Below are 20363 nucleotides of genomic sequence, written 5' to 3' on the forward strand. Positions count from 1 at the left end.
CCGCATGACCAGCAACGACCTGTACGTCCCCCAGGGGTCGACCGCGGGCGACCAGTACGCGCTCGACATCGGCCCCGAACGGGCCGCCCTGACGCACAGCAGCCTGCGCGTCGTCGAACTGTCCCCCGGTGCCACCCATATGTTCACCTCCGGGGACAGCGAATGGATCGTGCTTCCGCTCAGCGGCGCCTGTACCGTGCGGGTGGAGGACGAGGAATTCCAAATCCGCGGCAGGGAGAGCGTGTTCGCCTCCGCCTCGGACTTCGTGTACGCGCCCCGGGACGCCCGGGTCCAGATCGCCTCCGGCGCGGGAGGCCGCTTCGCCCTGGCAGGAGCGAAGTGCGAGCGACGACTCCCCGCCCGCTACGGCCCCGCGCCGGAGGTCCCCGTCGAACATCGCGGCAGCGGCACCAGCGCCCGTCTGGTGCGCAACTTCGCCTCCGCCGACGCGTTCGACTGCGACAAGCTGATCGCCGTGGAGGTCATCACCCCCGGCGGCAACTGGTCCTCGTACCCGCCGCACAAGCACGACGAGCACCGGCCGGGCGAGGAGTCCGAGCTGGAGGAGATCTACTACTTCGAGATCGACGGTCCGCACGGTCTCGGCTACCAGCGGGTGTTCCCCTCCCGCGCGGGCGGGGCCGACGTCCTCGCCGAGGTCCGTTCCGGTGACGTCGTCCTCGTACCCGACGGCTGGCACGGCCCCGCCATCGCCCAGCCCGGCCACGACATGTACTACCTCAACGTCATGGCGGGACCGGGCGCGACACGGGAGTGGCGGATCTGCTTCCACCCAGACCACGTAGAGAGCACAGGGGGGTACCGATGACCGCGACGACCTCAACGACCGCAACGACCGCAACGACACGGCTCACCGTCGCGCAGGCGCTCGTCCGCTTCCTGTCCGCCCAGTACACGGAGCGGGACGGCGAACGGCAGCGGCTGATCGGCGCGACCTGGGGCATCTTCGGGCACGGCAACGTCGCCGGGATCGGGCAGGCGCTCGTCGAGTACGCCGACGTCATGCCCTACCACCAGGGCCGCAACGAGCAGTCCATGGTGCACGCGGCGGTCGGCTACGCGCGCCAGTCGGGCCGGCTGTCCACGCACGCGGTGACGACGTCCATCGGCCCCGGCGCCACCAACCTGGTCACCGGTGCCGCACTGGCCACCATCAACCACCTCCCGGTCCTGCTGCTGCCCGGCGACGTGTTCGCCACCCGCCCCGCCGACCCGGTGCTCCAGCAGCTCGAAGTCCCCTACGCGGGCGACCTGTCGGTCAACGACAGCCTGCGCCCGGTCTCCCGGTACTTCGACCGGATCAACCGGCCGGAGGCCCTGATCCCGGCCGCGTTGCAGGCCATGCGGGTCCTCACCGACCCCGTGGAGACCGGCGCCGTCACCCTCGCCCTGCCGCAGGACGTGCAGGCCGAGGCGTACGACTGGCCCGAGGAGTTCTTCGCCGACCGGGTGTGGACCGTGCGCCGGCCGCAGGCCGACCCGGTCGAACTCGCCGCCGCCGTGCAGGCGGTCCGCGCGGCCCGGCGCCCCCTCGTCGTCGCGGGCGGCGGCGTCCACCACAGCCGTGCCGAGGAAGCGCTGGCCGAGTTCGCCGCGGCCACCCGCATCCCGGTCGCGTCCACCCAGGCCGGCAAGGGCTCGCTCCGCCACGACCACCCGCAGGACGTCGGCGGCATCGGCCACACCGGCACGGCGACCGCCGACGAACTGGGCCGCACCGCCGACCTGGTGATCGGCGTCGGCACCCGCTACACCGACTTCACCACCGCCTCCGGCACCCTGTTCGACAACCCGGACGTCCGCTTCCTCAACCTGAACATCGCGGCCATCGACGGCCACAAGCTCGCCGGGCTGCCGCTCGTCGCCGACGCCCGGGACGCGCTGCGCGCGCTGACCGCGGCGCTGGCCGAGGACGGCCGGCGGGTCGCCGACTCGTACGTCGCCGAGTACACCGACGACAAGGAACGCTGGGAACAGCGCGTCGACGCCTGCTACGAGGCCGACGAGCCGGACGTCCGGCCCACCCAGTCGCAGGTCCTCGGCGCGCTCGACGCGATCGTCGACGAGAGCGACATCCTCATCAACGCGGCCGGATCGCTCCCCGGCGACCTGCACAAACTGTGGCGGGCCCGGTCCCGGGACCAGTACCACCTGGAGTACGGCTACTCCTGCATGGGCTACGAGATCCCCGCCGCCATCGGGGTGAAGCTGGCCGCACCCGACCGCCCGGTGTGGGCACTGGTCGGCGACGGGACGTATCTGATGATGCCGACCGAGATCGTCACCGCGGTCCAGGAGGGCGTCGCCATCAAGCTGCTGCTGGTGCAGAACCACGGCTACGCGTCCATCGGCGGGCTCTCGGAGTCGGTGGGCGGCGAACGGTTCGGCACCGCCTACCGGTACCCGGCCGCGGACGGCACCCACACGGGCGCCCCGCTCCCCGTCGACCTGGCCGCCAACGCCGCCAGCCTCGGCATGCGGGTGCTGCGCGCCAAGACCGTGGCGGACCTGCGCACCGCGCTCGCCGAGGCGCGGGCCGCCGACACTCCCACATGTGTCTACGTGGAGACCGAAACGGCCGACACTGTGTCGGGCCCGCCTCCGGCACAAGCCTGGTGGGATGTACCTGTGGCCGAGACCGCCACCCGCCCGTCCGCGGTCAAGGCACGTGAGCAGTACGAACGGAACGTGGCGACCCGACGCCGCCATCTCTGAAGGAGTAACCCGGCCATGACGAAGATCGTCAACCACTGGATCGGCGGCAAGACCGTCGACGGCGCCTCGGGAACGTACGGGCCGGTCACCGACCCGGCGACCGGGGCGGTCACCACCAAGGTCGCGTTCGCGACGGTCGACGAGGTGGACACCGCCGTCGCGACGGCCAAGGACGCGTTCGCGACCTGGGGCCAGTCCTCGCTGGCCAAGCGCACGGAGATCCTCTTCCGCTTCCGCGCGCTGCTGGACGCCCACCGCGACGAGATCGCCGCGCTGATCACCGCCGAGCACGGCAAGGTGCACTCCGACGCGCTCGGCGAGGTCGCCCGCGGCCTGGAGATCGTCGACCTCGCGTGCGGCATCAACGTGCAGCTCAAGGGCGAGCTGTCCACCCAGGTCGCCACCCGGGTGGACGTGGCGGGCATCCGTCAGCCGCTGGGCGTCGTCGTGGGCATCACGCCGTTCAACTTCCCGGCGATGGTCCCGATGTGGATGTTCCCGATCGCCATCGCGTGCGGCAACACGTTCGTGCTGAAGCCGTCCGAGAAGGACCCGTCGGCGTCCGTCCGGATCGCCGAACTGCTGACCGAGGCCGGCCTGCCGGACGGCGTCTTCAACGTCCTGCACGGCGACAAGGTGGCCGTCGACCGCCTCCTGGAGCACCCGGACGTCAAGGCCGTCTCGTTCGTCGGCTCCACCCCGATCGCCCGCCACATCCACACCACGGCCTCCGCGAACGGCAAGCGCGTGCAGGCCCTGGGCGGCGCCAAGAACCACATGCTGGTCCTGCCGGACGCCGACCTGGACGCGGCGGCCGACGCGGCCGTCAGCGCCGCCTACGGCTCCGCGGGCGAGCGCTGCATGGCCATCTCCGCGGTCGTGGCCGTCGGCGCGATCGGCGACACGCTGGTCGAGAAGATCCGCGAGCGCGCCGAGAAGATCAAGATCGGTCCGGGCAACGACCCGACCAGCGAGATGGGCCCGCTGATCACCGCCGTGCACCGCGACAAGGTCGCCTCGTACGTGCGGGGTGCCGCCGCCGAGGGCGCGGAGGTCGTGCTCGACGGCACCGGGTACACCGTCGAGGGCTTCGAGGACGGCCACTGGATCGGCATCTCGCTGCTCGACAAGGTGCCGACCAGCGCGAAGGCGTACCAGGACGAGATCTTCGGCCCGGTGCTGTGCGTGCTGCGCGCCGACACCTACGAGGAGGGCCTGGCCCTCATCAACGCCTCGCCGTTCGGCAACGGCACCGCGATCTTCACCCGGGACGGCGGCGCGGCCCGCCGCTTCCAGCTGGAGGTGGAGGCGGGCATGGTCGGCGTGAACGTGCCGATCCCGGTGCCGGTGGGCTACCACTCCTTCGGCGGCTGGAAGGACTCGCTCTTCGGCGACCACCACATCTACGGCAACGACGGCACGCACTTCTACACCCGCGGCAAGGTCGTCACCACCCGCTGGCCCGACCCGGCCGACGCCCCGGCGGGCGTGGACCTGGGCTTCCCGCGCAACCACTGACGGGATCCCGCCGATCCCGGTGACGGATCCCCGCCGCCGTTCCCGCCCGCCCGTACCGCGTTCGCGGTACGGGCGGGCGGTCGCGTACTCCCGGAGGAGGGGCGGTGCCTCAGACCGGTGGCTGCATCGGTTGTCGGTGGCTGCCCGTACGGTTGAGGGCATGGATCTTCGACTGCCGGGCCGGCGTGTGCTCCGGGGGGCGCGGCGGCTGTGGGCCGCCGCGGCCGTTCTCGTGGTGCTCGTCGGAGCCGGTACCTGGACGGCCGTCGCCGCCGCGGCCGACCCGCCCCGGGTGAGCCGGACCGACCGGGTCATGACCATGGCCGACGGCACCCGCATCGACACCTCCTACTTCACCTCGGCCACCGCGGGCCGCCGCCCCGCCGTCCTGCTGGCGCACGGCTTCGGCGGCAGCAAGAACGACATGCGTACCGAGGCGCAGGACCTGGCCCGGGACGGGTACGCGGTCCTGACCTGGTCCGCGCGCGGCTTCGGCAGGTCGACCGGCCAGATCGGGCTGAACGACCCGAAGCACGAGGTCTTCGACGTCTCCCGGCTCGTCGACTGGCTGGCCGCACAGCCGCAGGTCCAGCTCGACAAGCCGGGCGACCCCCGCGTGGGCATGGCCGGCGGCTCCTACGGCGGCGCGATCTCCCTGCTCGCCGCCGGATACGACCACCGGGTGGACGCCATCGCCCCGGAGATCACGTACTGGAACCTGGCGGACGCCCTGTTCCCGAACGGCGTCTTCAAGAAGCTGTGGGCGGGCATCTTCTTCAACACCGGCGGCGGCTGCGCCAAGTTCGAGCCCACCCTGTGCGCCATGTACGACCGGGTCGCCGAGTCGGGCCGACCGGACGACGCGGCCCGCGCCCTGCTGGAGCAGCGTTCCCCGTCCGCCGTCGCCGACCGGATCAAGGTGCCCACGCTCCTGGTCCAGGGCCAGCAGGACTCCCTCTTCACCCTCGCCCAGTCGGACGCCGCCGAAAAGGCGATCCGGGCGAACGGCGCCCCGGTCGACGTCGACTGGATCGCGGGCGGCCACGACGGCGGCGACATGGAGAGCGGCCGGGTGCAGGCCCGCGTCACGGCCTGGTTCGACCGCTACCTCAAGGGGGAGAAGGGCACCGACACCGGCCCGGCGTTCCGGATCACCCGCGCCGGAGGCGTCGACTCCACCAACGGCACGACCCAACTGCGCGGCGCGAGCGCCGGCCGCTACCCGGGCCTGGAGGCGGGCCGCCGGGAGATCGCGCTCAGCGGCGCCCCGCAGCGGGTGCAGAACCCGGCCGGGGCCAGCCCGCCGGGCGTCTCCGCCCTGCCCGGCCTCGGCGGGGGCGGCCTCGGCCAGCTGTCGGCCCTCGGCGTGGGCGTCTCCCTCGACTTCCCCGGCCAGTACGCCGCGTTCGATTCGGCGCCGGTCGCCGCCGACCTGCGGATCACCGGATCCCCGACGGCCACCGTCCACGTCACCTCGACCACCGACGACGCCGTCCTGTTCGGCAAGGTGTACGACGTCGGCCCCGACGGCACCCAGAAGGTGCTGCCCGAGCAACTGGTCACCCCGCTGCGCGTCACCGGCGCGCGGTCCGGCAAGGACGTCACGGTCACCCTCCCGGCGATCGACCACGACGTGCAGAAGGGCCACCGGCTCCGCCTGGTCCTCGCCTCCACGGACCTCGGGTACGCCTCACCTGCCGCCCCGGCGACGTACACCGTCTCCCTCAAGGGCGGCCTGAGCGTGCCCACGGCCCCGGGCGTGCAGACAGCGGCGGCGCCGCTGCCGTCCTGGGTGTGGTGGCTGCCGCCCGCCGCCGCCGTGCTGGCGCTGGCCCTGCTGCTGACCGCCCGCCGGCGCACGGCGGTCCCCGCGCCCGACCCCGCGCTGGCGGACGTCCCGCTCCAGATCACCGGCCTGAGCAAGCAGTACGCGAGGTCGACCGAACGGTACGCGGTACGGGAGCTGTCCTTCCGTGTGGAGAGGGGCCAGGTGCTCGGTCTGCTCGGGCCGAACGGCGCGGGCAAGACGACGACCCTGCGCATGCTGATGGGTCTGATCACCCCCGACGGCGGCGAGATCCGCGTCTTCGGCCACGCGATCCGGCCGGGCGCGCCGGTGCTGTCGCGGGTCGGTGCGTTCGTGGAGGGCGCGGGATTCCTGCCGCACCTGACCGGCCGCGAGAACCTGGAGCTGTACTGGCGGGCGACCGGCCGCCCCGCCGAGGACGCGCACCTGGACGAGGCCCTGGAGATCGCGGGCCTCGGTGAGGCCCTGGCCCGCGCGGTGCGCACCTACTCGCAGGGCATGCGCCAGCGGCTCGCCATCGCCCAGGCCATGCTCGGCCTGCCCGACCTGCTGATCCTCGACGAGCCGACCAATGGCCTCGACCCGCCGCAGATCCGCGAGATGCGCGAGGTGATGATCCGTTACGCGGCGGCCGGCCGCACGGTGATCGTCTCCAGCCATCTCCTCGCGGAGGTCGAACAGTCCTGCACCCACCTGGTGGTGATGGACCGCGGCCGGCTGGTCCAGGCCGGCCCGGTGGGCGAGATCGTCGGCTCGGGCGACACCCTGCTTGTCGGCCTGGCCGCGGACATCGCGGACCCGCTGGTCGACAAGGTGGCGGCCCTGCCGGAGGTGGAGTCCGCGGTACGCATGGAGGGCGGCCTGCTGATCCACCTGACCCCGGCCCCCACCGCCCCGCCCACGACCGTGGACCTGCTCGCGGACCCGGCCGCGGACCCGGCCATGGTCCCGGCCGCAGCTTCGGCAGCGGGTCCGGGAGCGGACCCGCCCGGGTATCCGGCCGCCGGCCCGCTCACCGACCCGCCCGCCTCCGCCCAGGCCCCCGCCCAGGCCCCCGCCCCGGCCCCCGGCCGGGACTCCGCGGCGGTCGCCGCCAGGCTGCTGGTGGAGCTGGTCCGGCTCGAAGTGCCCGTCGCCTCGGTCGGGCCCCACCGCCGCCTGGAGGACGCCTTCCTCACCCTGATCGGAGGTTCCGCATGAGCACGCTCACCGAGCCCGTCGAGGTGGCCTCCGGCTACCGGCCGGGGCGCACGCTGCCGCTACGGGTGGAGCTGGTCCGGCAGTTGGGCCGCCGCCGCACGCTGATCATGGGCGGGATCCTCGCCGTCCTGCCCTTCGTCCTGGTCATCGCCTTCGCCATCGGCGGCAACCCGGGCGGTCGCACCGGCCAGGTCACCCTCATGGACACGGCCACCGCCTCCGGCGCCAACTTCGCCGCGGTGAACCTGTTCGTGTCCGCGGGCTTCCTCCTGGTGATCCCGGTCGCCCTGTTCTGCGGGGACACGGTCGCCTCGGAGGCGAGCTGGTCCTCGCTGCGCTATCTGCTCGCCGCGCCCGTGCCGCGGGCCCGCCTGCTGTGGTCCAAGCTCGCCGTGGGCCTCGGCCTGAGCCTGGCCGCGATGGTGCTGCTGCCGCTCGTGGCCCTCGCCGTCGGTACGGCCGTCTACGGCTGGGGCCCGCTGGAGATCCCCACCGGCGGCGCGCTGGACCCGGGCACGGCGGCGCAGCGCCTGGTGGTGGTCGTGGCGTACCTCTTCGTGTCCCAACTGGTCACCGCAGGGCTGGCGTTCTGGCTGTCCACGAAGACGGACGCGCCGCTGGGCGCGGTCGGCGGCGCGGTCGGCCTGACCATCGTCGGCAACGTCCTGGACGCCGTCACCGCGCTCGGCCACTGGCGCGACTTCCTGCCCGCGCACTGGCAGTTCGCCTGGGCGGATGCCGTACAGCCGCACCCCGAGTGGTCCGGCATGATCCAGGGCACCGCGATTTCCATAACGTACGCGCTCGTGCTGTTCGCCCTGGCCTTCCGGGGTTTTTCCCGCAAGGACATCGTCTCCTAGGTCAACGGAGGGTCACCCACCGGTCTCGGCGGGCCGCTGCCGTGGCCGGTTCGAGATCCATCCGCAACGCCCCGTGCCGCACGTTCCGGCCGCCTGTGCCGTCACAGTCACAGACGTCGACGTCAACCAGCGCAGGGGGCAGACGAGATGAAGCGGTACCGGACACGGCGGACGCGGGGCGCGCTGCTCGCCCTCGCGGCGGCGGGCGGCCTGCTGCTGACGGGGTGCAGCGGGTACGACGGCACCGGCGCGGCGGACCAGGCCAAGGTGCCGGCCCCGGCGTACGGCGGCAGCTCGGCGCAACAGCAGGAGCGCGGGGGCCAGGACGCCAGGGGTTTCGCGCCCTCCCCGTCCGCCGAGCCCACCGGCGACCTGTCCACCTTCGCCCTGGACGTGGACACGGCCTCGTACGACTACGCCCGCCGCACGCTCGCCGACGGGCGCAGGCCCGACCCGTCGACGGTCCGGCCGGAGGAGTTCGTCAACAGCTTCCGGCAGGACTACCGGCGGCCCGACGGCAATGGCTTCAGCGTCACGGTCGACGGCGCCCGTACCGGGGAGGGCGACTGGTCCCTGGTACGGGTCGGCCTCGCCACCAGGGAGGCCGGAGCGGACGACGCGCGTCCGCCCGCCGCCCTGACGTTCGTCGTGGACGTCTCCGGCTCCATGGGCGAGCCCGGCCGCCTGGACCTCGCCAAGAACTCCCTCGGCGCGATGACGGACCGGCTGCGCGACGACGACTCGGTCGCGCTGGTCACCTTCAGCGAAGAGGCCGAGACGGTGCTGCCGATGACCCGTCTCGGCGACCACCGCGGCCGGGTCCACGAGGCGATCGACGCGCTGGAGACCGAGTCGTCGACCGACCTCGGCGCGGGCGTCGGAACCGGTTACGCCACCGCCGTCGAGGGGCTGCGCCGGGGCGCGACCAACCGGGTCGTGCTGGTCTCCGACGCGCTCGCCAACGACGGGACCACCGACCCGGACGCCATCCTCGAACGCATCGACTCGGCCCGCCGCGAGTACGGCATCACCCTCTTCGGCGTCGGCGTCGGCAGTGACTACGGCGACACGCTGATGGAGCGCCTCGCCGACAAGGGCGACGGCCACACCGTGTACGTCTCCGGCACCGAGGACGCCCGCCGGGTCTTCTGCGAGCAGCTTCCGCGGAACATCGAGCTGACGGCCCGTGACGCCAAGGCCCAGGTCGCCTTCGACCCGCAGACGGTCGCCGAGTTCCGGCTCGTCGGCTACGACGACCGGCGGGTCGCCGACGAGGACTTCCGCGACGACCGGGTCGACGGCGGCGAGGTCGGTCCCGGCCACACCGTGACCGCCCTCTACGCCGTGCGCACCAGGTCCGGCGCCGCCGGCCATCTGGCGACGGCCACCGTCCGCTGGCTCGACCCCGCCACCCGCGACCCGCACGAGGCGTCCGGAGCCCTGGAGGCGGGCGCGCTCCAGGGCTCGGTCTGGTCCGCGGCTCCTCGCTTCCAGGTCGCCGCGGTCGCCGCGTACTTCGCCGACGCGCTGCGCACCGGCGAGGACCGTTCCGGCCGGCTGCCCGGCGCCCCCGGAGCAGACGCTCTGCGCGTGCACGCCGACGAACTGGCGGGCAGCACCGAGGACGGCGCGGTCCGCGACCTCGCCACGGCCATCGGACAGGCGAACCACTCCCTCGACTGAGCCCCCGCGACGGCCGCCGCATCGGCCACTGGCGCGACCTCCTGCCCGCGCACCGGCAGTTCGCCCGGGCGGACGCCGTACAGCCGCGCCCCGAGTGGTCCGGCACGTTTTAGGGATGCATCCGGACCAACGCAAAGAAAGTCGTCAACAATACTGTGAAGTAGCAAATTCAGGGTCTTGATAGAGATATCGGCCAGCCGGCCGTGCCCCAAGCGCACTACCCCAGCGCCCTGGTGCGGGTTGCCAAGAGATCAAATTGTTAACTTCAGGATAATGGCGTGTGAAGAAGTTATGACGTACATTCCTTGCGGGAGTGCCGAGAGCCCTCCTGTCGACTTTCGTCCCGGCTGGATGACGAAGTCTTCGAATTGTGCCGGCGCGTGGAGGGAATCACGGCAGAGCCTTGCGCATTCTGGGCAGTTGTCCTGGGTGCACGGACCACTCGCGGCACGGCAAGTGGAATTCTTACATTTCCGAGGTCGGGGCGAAAGGTGCTCACATGGCTGACTCGGTTGATCGATCGCAAGGTGGTGCTCCAGGGGCAACGGCGAGTGTCGCTTTGGAGCTGTTGGAGGGCGAAGGATCTTCGACGCCGGCCACCGGCAGGGCGACGCGGCGCAGTGCGGACGCGGGGGGCAGCATCTCGGAGGCAGTCCAAAGCTACACCATGGCGTGTGGCATGGGTTTGCTGTCCGGCGGTTTCGTGATCAATAGTGGCTTTCTCAAGGCGGCTGGTCTCGGTCATTTCGCTGCCCGCAACGGAATAAAAGCCCTTGCTGCCCATAACGGGATAAAGACAGGTGAAATCTGGCCTGAAGATGGTAAATTGACCGTAACGAAATTGGCTACCGCCGTCGGTGGTGCTGTGTGGGCAGGCGGGGTAGCGGCCAATAATCACGTCATGCAGACCTGGGGGCCGGCCGTAAATGCCGCCGCAAGTCTCACCTCTGCGGTACTGCAATACTCCCAGGGCGAGGCGGGCTGGGTCAAAGACTTGGTCGGTGTGGCCGAGAACGCCGCGTTCGCGGCCGCAGGCCCTGCTGGAAACCCCGTGGCTCGCACTCTGGCCTTCGGAAGCGCAGCGGCTGGCTTCTTCTTGGAAGCACAGACGGACAAGGGCTTCCTGGGCCATGTACTCGGCGAATGCATGTGGGCTATGGGAGCCGCGACGGAAACCAACTCGCTGGAAGCAGCCGGGGCGGGATTGGTGGCGGCTTCAGAGGTCGCGCGGTTCGTCTACCGAATGTATGAGAACTATGCACGGCCTGTTCCGGAACGGCCTGGCTATGAGCCGATTCGGCAGCCCACCTCCGCCGCCACGACTGGGCCCGCGTCCGGAACGAGCGCTCCTCATTCCGTTAACCCGGTCGCGACAGCCTCCGTTTCGGTCGCGTCGGCAATGTACGGCCGGTTCGCTGACCTGCCTCTGTCACCAGTGTCCAGGGCGGTGTCCCTCCCGGTCTCCCCGATCTTGCCAGGAGCACAGTTGCTTATGCCGGGTATACCCGCTCCTACCTTGTCGCGTCGGGCCTCCGACGGCGGTGAGGTCGCTCCCGCCCGGCCCGGTACTGTCCTGGCCCAGATGCCCGTTCCAGAAAGAACTCTTCCCGCCCCTCTCCGCAGGCACAGCAGGTGACCTTCGTGGCGAGGTGACCTGCCGTGCAGGACACGGCAGGCAGCCGAGTCGTTGTGCTCCAGGTAAGGTCATCTCCTTCTCCGCACGGAGAACGATGGCGCAACGGCCGGAACTCTCCGGTCGGCAGAAGGCGGCACCACCGGCCAGACCGGTAGTGCCGCCTTCTGGTGCGTCCCGGTACCTGCCGGCGTGTGCGGATGACCGCTGCCCCGCCCCAGGTCTCGCAGACGGACCCCGCCCCCGGCGGCTACCCGCCCGCCGGCCGCAGCCGGTACCCGTAGGCGTACGTCCGCCCGGCGTGCAGCAGGTACTTCTCCAACGGGGCCGCACCCCACGAGTTGATGCCGCCGACGCCCATCTGCCGGTGGTTGACCAGCAGCACCGTCTCGGCGCGCGGGGTCAGTTCGTGCGGGTGGCGCGGTCCGTCCAGGTCGGCCGGTGTGTGGTGCAGGGCGCTGGTCTCCAGCAGCGCCGCGCCGTCCGCGGGGTCGGCGGCCACCAGCAGCCCAGTGCCGGAGCGGTCGGTCAGCGACAGCCACCGCACATCGGTCTGGTTGCCCGTCTGCTGCGGCCGTACGTACGGGGCGACCTGCGCGTCCACCGTGGAACGCCAGCGCCCGACGAACGCGGACGTCTTGCGGTCCTGGTAGTTCTCGTGCGGGCCGCGCCCGAACCATTCGAGGCGGTCCGCGCCCGCCGGCACCCGCACCAGCGCGCCCACCATGGGAAGGTCGGGCAGTCCGGCGGGCGCGTCCAGCGTGTGCCGCACCCGCACCTCCCCGTCCCCGCGCACCCGGAACTCCGTGTGCCAGGCGGCGGTCTGCGGCGCGGTCGGCAGGGTGCAGTCGACCGTGACGACGACCTCGCCGGGCGCGGGCTGCTCGGCCCGCACGGCGCTCACCGTCCGCCGCGCGCCCGCGTCCCGCCAGGTCTGCGCGGTCTTCTGGAACCCGCGGCCGATGTCGTTGTCCGTCGGACCGCGCCAGAAGTTGGGCACCGGCCCCTCGGCGAGCAGCGCCCGTCCCCGCCAGGTGTAGTCGGACAGGGTGCCGGAGGTCTTGGACAGCACCACCTCGACGTCCCGCCCGTGCACCCGCACCTCGGCGTCGGTCTCGGTGAGGGTCAGGGCGCCGTCGGCGGGGGAGTCGTCCGGCGCGGGCCGGTGCCAGTCCAACGCGAGCTGTTCGGCGGCCACTTCGTGTCCGGCGGCGGCCCAGCGGGTGTCCTGGCGCAGCACGAAGGAGAGACCGAGGAAGTATTCGGCGCCGGGTTCCGGTGTGCCGGGCCGGCGGTACGGGACGCGGACGACGGCCTCGGCGCCGGGTGCCGCCTCGGGCGCCGCGAGCGTGCCGTGCTGCACGGTCGTACCGTCCCGGGTCACCGACCAGCGCAGCTGGTAGTCGCCCAGACCGCTGAACAGGTGCTTGTTGCGCACCCGGACGGTCCCGGCGGACAGGTCGTCCGCCGTCACCCCCACCGGCTGGTAGCACTTCTTGATCTCGATCAGCCCGGGGTGGACCGCGCGGTCGGCGTTCACCAGACCGTTGCAGCAGAAGTTGCCGTCGGTCGGATAGCCGGGGTGCCAGTCGCCGCCGAACGAGAGGTAGCTGCGGCGGGAGTCACCGGGCACCGGCAGCCGGATGGCCTGGTCGACCCAGTCCCAGACGAACGCGCCGTGCAGGTTCGGATAGCGCTCGAAGACGTCCCAGTACTCCTGGAGGTTGCCGCCGCTGTTGCCCATCGAGTGGTTGTACTCGCACAGCATGAACGGCGTGGCGTTCTGGGACTTCCCGTACGCCTCCACCCCGGCCGGGCTGGTGTACATCTCGCTGTGCAGGTCGGCGACGGCGTTCATGCCCTCGTAGTGCACGGGCCGGGAGGCGTCCCGGGCGTGCGCCCAGTCGGCCATGACCTGGAAGGTGTCGCCGTGTCCGGCCTCGTTGCCGAGCGACCAGACGACCACGCTGGGATGGTTCTTGTCCCGTTCGACCATCGAGCGCAGCCGGTCCACACAGGCGTCGGTCCACTCGGGCAGCGACGCCGGGACCTTGTTGTTGACCCCGTGCGTCTCCAGGTTGGTCTCGTCGATGACGTACAGCCCGTACTCGTCGCACAGTTCGAGCCAGCGCGGGTGGTTGGGGTAGTGGGAGGTGCGGACGGCGTTGATGTTGTGCTGCTTCATCAGGCGGATGTCCTGGAGCATCCGCGTCTCGTCGACGGCCTGGCCGCGCTCGGGGTCGCTCTCGTGGCGGTTGGTGCCGCGGAACATGACGGGCCTGCCGTTGAGGGTGAAGGTCCCCGGCCCGTACTCGACCTGGCGGAACCCGACGCGGGTGCTGTGGACGTCGACGGCCCGGCCGCTCGCGTCGGCGAGCGTCACCACCAGCGTGTAGAGGTTCGGCTGCTCGGCGGACCACAGCGCGGGTCCCCGTACCGCGCCCTTCAAGGACACCGCCGTGTCACCGGCCGCGTCCGCGAGGCCCAGCACCCGCCGTCCGCGTCCGTCGAACAGTTCCGCGGTCACCCGGTGCCCGGCGGCCCCGCCGGCGCCGTTCCGGTCGCGCACGGTGACATCCACGGTGAGGACGGCGTCGCGGTACGCGGAGTCCAGCGCGGTGTGCACGAACAGGTCCTGCACGTGCACCGGCGGGATCGAGTACAGGTACACGTCCCGGAAGATCCCGGACAGGTCGATCATGTCCTGGTCCTCCAGCCAGCTGCCGTCGGACCAGCGGTGGACCTCCACGGCCAGCGTGTTGGTGCCGGGCCGCAGATACGGGGTGACGTCGAACTCGGCGGGGGTGTAGCTGTCCTCGCTGTAGCCGGCCCGCTCCCCGTTGACCCAGACGAAGAACGCCGACTTCACGCCCTGGAAGGACAGCAGCGTGCGCCGTCCGGACCAGCCGTCCGGCACGGTGAAGGTGCGGCGGTAGGAGCCGACCGGGTTGAAGTCGTGCGGCACCGCGGGCGGGTCCGGTGTCTCGTAACCGATCCACGGATACCTGATGTTGAGGTAGATCGGCTCGGGGTACCCCTCGATCTCCCAGTTCGAGGGGACGGGGATGCGGTCCCAGTCGCCGTCGTCGTAGCCGGGTTCGTGGAACCCGACGGGCCGTTGGCCGGGGTTGCGCGACCAGTGGAAGCGCCAGTCGCCGTTGAGGGAGCGGTGGTACGGCGACTCCTGGAACCGGCCGCGCAGCGCGTCGGCGGCGTTCGCGTACGGCACCAGCCGGGCCCGGGCCGCCTCGCGGTTGATCTGGAAGGCCCGCGGGTCGGTGTCCCACGGGTCTCCGTCGGCGTCCGTCCCGCCGTCGGTGGCGAACGCCCGTTTCTGCGCGGCGAAGGCGGCCCAGCCGGCCAGTGCGCCCGCGGCGAGGACGGTACGACGGCGTGGTCGATGGACAGGGGCTCTCTCTGCACTCATACGGCGACTCCGAACGTAGGGCATCAAGAAACGTCAGCATCGAACGGAACCGCTCACCACACAAGAGCATGCGCGGCCCACACACCTCGTATGGCGCAAAGGAATTGATGGAGCATCAGGTTCCCGGCGGTCTCGACCGGTGGGTGTGCGGGGGAGGGGTGCCGCACCTGTTGACCTTCTGCTACGCGTGAGTAAGTTGACCCACCGGTAAGTATGTTCGGCAGGGCGAGCCGCGACCGGGAGCCGTCATGGGCGTACGCAAGGACCTGAACCGGGCCAGGAAACGCACCGACCTGGCGGCCCGCGGCCAGGTGGAGATCGTCAGGGACGACCACGGCGTCGTCCGCGAGGCCCGCAGCGCCGCCCTCGTACCGCCCCCGACCACCGGTTCCCTCGCCGACCTGCCCTTCACCAACGCCGCCGAGGCCCCCGACGACGTGGTGCTGCGCCGCCGGGACGACGGCGGCTGGCGCCCGGTCACGGCGGCCGGATTCGCCCGGGAGGTCACGGCCGCCGCCAAGGGACTGATCGCGGCCGGCCTCGAACCGGGCGGCCGGGTCGCGGTGATGTCCCGCACCCGCTACGAGTGGACCGTCCTGGACTTCGCCGTCTGGGCGGCCGGCGGCCTGACCGTCCCGGTCTATCCCACCTCCTCCGCCGACCAGGTGGAGTGGATCGTCCGCGACTCCGGCGCCCGGTACGTCGTCACCGAGACCGCGGAGAACACCGCCACCGTCCGCACCGGCACCGCGGACCACCCCGAACCGGTGCGCACCTGGACCCTCGACGAGGGCGCCCTCGACCGGCTCACCGACCTCGGCCGGGACGTCCCCGACGAGGACGTCGCGAAGCGCCGCGCCACCCTGGCCCCCGGCACGGTCGCGACGATCTGCTACACCTCCGGCACCACCGGCCGGCCGAAGGGCTGCGTCCTCACCCACGCCAACCTGCACGCCGAAGCGGCCAACACCGTCCACCTGCTGCACCCTGTCTTCACGGAGGTCACCGGCCGGCGGGCGGCCACCCTCCTCTTCCTGCCGCTCGCCCACATTCTGGGCCGCGCGTTGCAGATCGCCTGCCTGATGGCCCGCATCGAGACCGGCCACTTCCCCAGCGTCAGACCGGCCGAACTCCGCCCCGCCCTCAAGGAGTTCCGGCTGGCCTTCCTCGTCGGGGTGCCGTACCTCTTCGAGAAGATCCACGACACCGGCCGGGCCACCGCCGAGCGGATCGGCCGCGGCGCCTCCTTCGACCGCGCCGACCGCGTCGCCGTCCGCTTCGCCGCCGCCTCCCTGAACCGTTTCCTCGGCACCGGCAAGGGCCCCGGCCCCGGCCTGTACGCCGCCCGGGCCCTGTACGACCTGCTGGTCTACCGCCGGGTGCGGGCGGAACTCGGCGGGCGCGTGCGCTACGCCATCAGCGGCGGCTCCCCGCTCGACCGCAACCTCAACCTGTTCTTCTACGCGGCCGGGATCGTCGTCTACGAGGGCTACGGCCTCACCGAGACCACGGCCGCCGCCACCGTCGTACCGCCGCTCGGCCCCCGCCCCGGCACCGTCGGCCGGCCGGTCCCCGGCGCGGCCGTCCGCATCGCCGACGACGGCGAGGTGCTGATCAAGGGCGGCCTGGTCTTCACGTCGTACTGGAACGACCCGGCGGCCACGGCCGCGGTCCGCACCGGCGACTGGTTCGCCACCGGAGACCTCGGCTCCCTCGACGACGACGGCTACCTCACCATCACCGGCCGCAAGAAGGACATCCTCGTCACCTCCGGCGGCAAGAACGTCTCCCCGGCCGTCCTGGAGGACCGCCTGCGCAGCCGTCCGCCGGTCGGCCAGTGCCTCGTCGTCGGCGACAACCGGCCCTTCGTCGCCGCCCTGGTCACCCTCGACGCGGAGGCGGTCGCCCACTGGCTGTCGGTGCGCGGGCTGCCCGCCGACACCCCGGTCGCGGACCTGGTGCGCGACGATCGGCTGCGGGCCGAGGTGCAGCGGGCCGTCGACTACGCCAACGAGGCCGTCTCGCGCGCCGAGTCGATCCGTGCCTTCGCCCTGGTCGAGGGCGAGTTCACCGAGGACAACGGCCTGCTGACGCCGTCCCTGAAGGTCAAGCGGCGGGCGGCGGTGGAGGTCTACGCGGCCGAGATCGAGGCGCTGTACCGGGGCTGACGCGCACAAGGCGGGCCACCGGGGAAACCGGTGACCCGCCGCGGCGGAGCGAACGCTCAGTTGTTGCCCGCGCCGTTGCCCGACAGGGCCGAGATGTCGTCCAGGGCGTGCGACAGCGGTTCGTCGCCCTTGGCCTGGGTGGAGTTCTCGCTGCACTGCTGGTTCTGCGGCGAGGACAGGACGTCGATGTCCTGCACGGCGACCGGGACGAGGAGGCCGACGGCGGAGCCGACGTTCGCCTTGGCCGGCAGGCCGACGCACGGCTTGTTCAGCGAGCCCTCCACCAGCGAGAGCTGCGGGCTCATGGCACCGAAGGTGGCCGAGTTGCCGAACTGCGACTGGGCGCCGTTGCCACTGGCGGACGTGGAGCCGGTGTCGTTGCCGATGGCCAGGGCCTGGGGGACGGCCGTGGCGGCGATGCCGGCGACGGAGGCGGCCACAGCCGCGGTTGCCCACAGCTTCTTCATGTTCGTTCCCTTCGAAAGGCGGACTCCGGGGAGGGAGTTGCATGATCGAGAACGGCCCCGCACCCGCCTGGGTTGCGGGCCGTGCCTCGAATGGACCAGCGCAGTCGGATCAAGGGACAAGCGCCCCCTTGCGCCCCCGGCCGCCCGGCCGTTCGGCTCACGACAGCCCGCCCCCGCCGCGCCGCTCGCGTCCTGCCGCCCGCGTCGCACCGCCCGTGCCGCGCCGTGTTGCCTGCGTCCTGCCGTCTGCGCCGTGCCCCGCCGTGTCGCCTGTGTCCTGCGGCTCGTGCCGTGCCGCTGCTGCTCGCCGATGGCCGGGTCCGCAGAACGGCCCGGGACAGGACGACGGGCCGCCGGAAGTCCGGCGGCCCGTCGGTGGAGAGCCCGGAAGAGGCCCGGGAGGTGGTCCGGTCAGTTGTTGCCGGTGCCGTTGCCGGACAGGGCCGAGATGTCGTCCAGGAGGTGCGACAGCGGTTCGTCGCCCTTGGCCTGGGTGGAGTTCTCGCTGCACTGCTGGCTCTGCGGCGACGACAGGACGGGGATGTCCTGCACGGCGACTGGGACGAGACCGGCCACGGAGCCGACGTTCGCCTTGGCCGGCAGGCCGATGCAGGGCTTGTTGAGCGAGCCCTGGACGAGTGCCAGCTGGGGGCTCATGTTGCCGTAGGTGGCCGAGTTGCCGAACGCCTGCTGGGCGCCGTTGCCGCTCGCCGAGGTGGTACCGCTGTCGTTGCCGATGGCCAGAGCCTGCGGGGCGGCGGTGGCCGTGATGCCGACGACGGAGGCGGCGACCGCGGCGGAGGCCAGAACCTTCTTGATCACTTGCGATTCCCTTCTGGAGAAACCCCGTCCACCGGAGTGTCCTGGTTCAACTGGCGCGGGCCCGATTGGTTCCTGGCGTTCACCCCGATGGTCGACATGCCGACGCACCAGGATTACCCCGCCGGGCCTGGAGAATCCGTCGCTGTGGCGGCGCCGGGCGATCCGATCAGGTGACCTGCCGCAACCATTTGGTCCGAGGCGGGTTGACCGGGAGCAGGAAACGTGCGTCTTGGTCACATGGGGCCAGGGAAGGAAAGTGAAATGCTGAAGAAGGCAATGGCCGTGGCAGCGGTCGCCGCGTCCGTCATCGGTGCGTCGGCGGCGGTCGCCCCGCAGGCGCTTGCCATCGGCAACGACGCCGGGACCACCTCGGCGAGCGGCAACGGCGCCACGGAGACGTTCGGCAACCAGGCGACCTACGGCAACCTGAGCCCGCAGGCCACGCTGGCGCAGAACTCGCTGAACAAGCTGTGTGTGGGTCTGCCGCTCAAGGCGAACGCCGGCTCCGTCGCCGGCGCGGTCCCGGTCGCCGTGCAGGACATCCCGGTCCTGTCGTCGCCGCAGCACGAGCAGTGCGCGGCGAACTCGACCCAGGCCAAGGGCGACGAACCGCTGTCGCACGTCCTGGACGACATCTCGGCCGTGTCCGGCAACGGCGTCGGCAACAACTGAGCCGACGGAATTCCGCCCGGGCCGCGCGGTGTTCGACGCACCGCAGCCCGGGCGGTTCCTTTTGATGAATCCCCCGTCAAATCGACTTCCGCTGCTCAGACGAATCGTTTCCCCTCTTGTGTGAATGCCGTGAAGGCATTCGAGTGAATTTCCGAGCCCCCCGCGTTCCGTAGTTTCTTCGTTTGTCTATCCCTCGTTCTACAGCCTGCCGGTCATGGTGCGAGCCGTTCCTGCTGTGCTCGCGCGGTTTCGGCCGTCAAAGAGGCATGACCGCAGAGAAGGGAAAGTTCATGAAGAAAAGCGCTGCCGTCGTCGCGGGCGCCATCCTGGCTCTGGGCGTTGCCGCCCCTGCCTTCGCGGACGCCGATGCCGAGGGCGCCGCCGTCGGTTCCCCGGGTGTCGTGGCCGGCAACGTCATCGAGGTCCCCGCGCAGGTTCCGGTCAACGTCTGCGGCACCTCGGTCGACCTCGTCGCCCTGCTGAACCCGGCGTTCGGCGACACCTGCGCCACCGACTGACGTCACCGACACCACGCACCAGCCTCCGGGCTGTGCCGCGGCCGGCCCCGGACCGTTGATCCTTGGGTTCTTCGTTCCGGGGCCGGCCTTCCCACTTCTTCAAGCAGGAAGACCACGAGATTGCGACAGACCCTGAGCAGGGGAATGGTCGTGGCCGCGGCCGCGACGAGCATCCTGTCCCTGTACGGCAGCCCCGCGCTCGCCGACGCGGGTGCGGGCGGCGTCGCCAAGGGCTCGCCCGGTGCGGCCTCCGGCAACAACGTCCAGGTGCCGGTGCACGTGCCGGTGAACGCCTGCGGCAACACCGTCGACCTGATCGCCGCGCTCGACTCGGCGTTCGGCAACTCCTGTGCCAACGGCCCGGGTTCGCACGAGGGCGCCGCGAGTGACACGAGCGCCACGCGCGACAAGGGCGAGGCCGGCGAGACGAGCGGGACACGCGAGACGAGTGAGCCGCCCGACCAGAGTGAGAAACGAACCGAGGGCACCACGAAGGACAAGGCCGACGAGGAGTACGGCGGCTCGTCCTACGGTTCGGGCGAGAAGCCCGGCTACGGTTCGACGGACGAGTCCGGCTATGGCTCGTCCGAGAAGCCTGGTGACGGTTCGACCGACAAGCCCGACTATGGCTCGTCCGAGAAGCCCGGCTACGGTTCGTCCGACGAGTCTGGTGACAGTGAGTCCGACAAGTCTGGTGACGGTTCGACGGACGAGTCCGGCTATGGCTCGTCCGAGAAGCCCGGCTACGGCTCGTCCGACGAGTCTGATGACGGTGAGTCCGACAAGTCTGGTTACGGTTCGGATTACGGGACCGACCATGACTCGGCTTACGGTTCGAGTGAGAAGCCTGGC

General features: G+C 71.4%; 13 protein-coding genes. 10 read left to right on the forward strand and 3 right to left on the reverse strand.

The window, feature by feature from the left end:
- Positions 1 to 4: 4 nt before the first annotated feature.
- The 6 genes from iolB (at position 5) to ACFY2B_RS08695 (ending at position 9804) form a co-directional block, all read left to right on the forward strand.
- On the forward strand, positions 5 to 829 hold the full coding sequence (iolB, locus tag ACFY2B_RS08670; protein ID WP_390762415.1) for a 5-deoxy-glucuronate isomerase: 825 nt from the start codon (positions 5 to 7) through the stop codon (positions 827 to 829).
- Entirely contained in the window at positions 826 to 2736 is a 1911-nt protein-coding gene (gene iolD / locus ACFY2B_RS08675; protein ID WP_390762416.1) for a 3D-(3,5/4)-trihydroxycyclohexane-1,2-dione acylhydrolase (decyclizing), read from the forward strand. Before iolB ends, iolD begins: the two co-directional genes overlap by 4 nt.
- Positions 2737 to 2751: 15 nt before the next feature.
- Entirely contained in the window at positions 2752 to 4254 is a 1503-nt protein-coding gene (gene mmsA, locus ACFY2B_RS08680; RefSeq protein ID WP_390762417.1) for a CoA-acylating methylmalonate-semialdehyde dehydrogenase, read from the forward strand.
- Positions 4255 to 4414: 160 nt separating this feature from the next.
- A complete protein-coding gene (locus ACFY2B_RS08685) occupies positions 4415 to 7261 on the forward strand; it encodes a CocE/NonD family hydrolase (RefSeq protein WP_390762418.1) in 2847 nt (948 codons plus the stop codon).
- Positions 7258 to 8121 (forward strand): ABC transporter permease, encoded by an 864-nt coding sequence (locus tag ACFY2B_RS08690; RefSeq protein WP_390762419.1) that lies wholly within the window; start codon positions 7258 to 7260, stop codon positions 8119 to 8121. The genes ACFY2B_RS08685 and ACFY2B_RS08690 overlap by 4 nt, the downstream gene beginning before the upstream one ends.
- Before the next feature lie 147 nt (positions 8122 to 8268).
- Positions 8269 to 9804: a VWA domain-containing protein gene (locus tag ACFY2B_RS08695; RefSeq protein ID WP_390762420.1), complete on the forward strand. Its 1536-nt coding sequence runs from the start codon at positions 8269 to 8271 to the stop codon at positions 9802 to 9804.
- 1883 nt (positions 9805 to 11687) lie between these two features.
- Here the strand turns inward: ACFY2B_RS08695 and ACFY2B_RS08700 are convergent.
- Positions 11688 to 14864: a glycoside hydrolase family 2 TIM barrel-domain containing protein gene (locus ACFY2B_RS08700; RefSeq protein WP_390762421.1), complete on the reverse strand. Its 3177-nt coding sequence runs from the start codon at positions 14862 to 14864 to the stop codon at positions 11688 to 11690.
- 248 nt (positions 14865 to 15112) lie between these two features.
- Between ACFY2B_RS08700 and ACFY2B_RS08705 the strand changes: the two genes are divergently transcribed.
- Positions 15113 to 17032 carry an AMP-dependent synthetase/ligase gene (locus ACFY2B_RS08705; protein WP_390762422.1) on the forward strand — a complete coding sequence of 640 codons (1920 nt, stop codon included), beginning with the start codon at positions 15113 to 15115 and terminating at the stop codon, positions 17030 to 17032.
- Positions 17033 to 17088: 56 nt separating this feature from the next.
- Here ACFY2B_RS08705 and ACFY2B_RS08710 read toward each other — a convergent pair whose 3' ends face one another.
- Both ACFY2B_RS08710 and ACFY2B_RS08715 read right to left on the reverse strand, forming a co-directional pair.
- Complete coding sequence (locus tag ACFY2B_RS08710; RefSeq protein ID WP_390762423.1) at positions 17089 to 17499, reverse strand: rodlin; 411 nt, start codon at positions 17497 to 17499, stop codon at positions 17089 to 17091.
- A gap of 411 nt (positions 17500 to 17910) precedes the next feature.
- A complete protein-coding gene (locus ACFY2B_RS08715; protein WP_390762424.1) occupies positions 17911 to 18321 on the reverse strand; it encodes a rodlin in 411 nt (136 codons plus the stop codon).
- A 261-nt stretch (positions 18322 to 18582) separates the two neighbouring features.
- Between ACFY2B_RS08715 and ACFY2B_RS08720 the strand changes: the two genes are divergently transcribed.
- From ACFY2B_RS08720 to ACFY2B_RS08730, 3 genes are all read left to right on the forward strand, one after another.
- Entirely contained in the window at positions 18583 to 18993 is a 411-nt protein-coding gene (locus ACFY2B_RS08720; RefSeq protein ID WP_390762425.1) for a rodlin, read from the forward strand.
- Positions 18994 to 19259: 266 nt separating this feature from the next.
- The gene (locus tag ACFY2B_RS08725; RefSeq protein WP_390762426.1) at positions 19260 to 19511 is read left to right on the forward strand and encodes a chaplin; all 252 of its coding nucleotides are present in this window, start codon (positions 19260 to 19262) and stop codon (positions 19509 to 19511) included.
- Between the two features lie 150 nt (positions 19512 to 19661).
- Positions 19662 to 20363: chaplin (locus tag ACFY2B_RS08730; RefSeq protein ID WP_390762427.1), on the forward strand; the 702-nt coding region annotated here is incomplete at its 3' end.

The organism is Streptomyces sp. NPDC001270, assembly GCF_042896695.1.
Classification (GTDB): Bacteria; Actinomycetota; Actinomycetes; order Streptomycetales; family Streptomycetaceae; genus Streptomyces.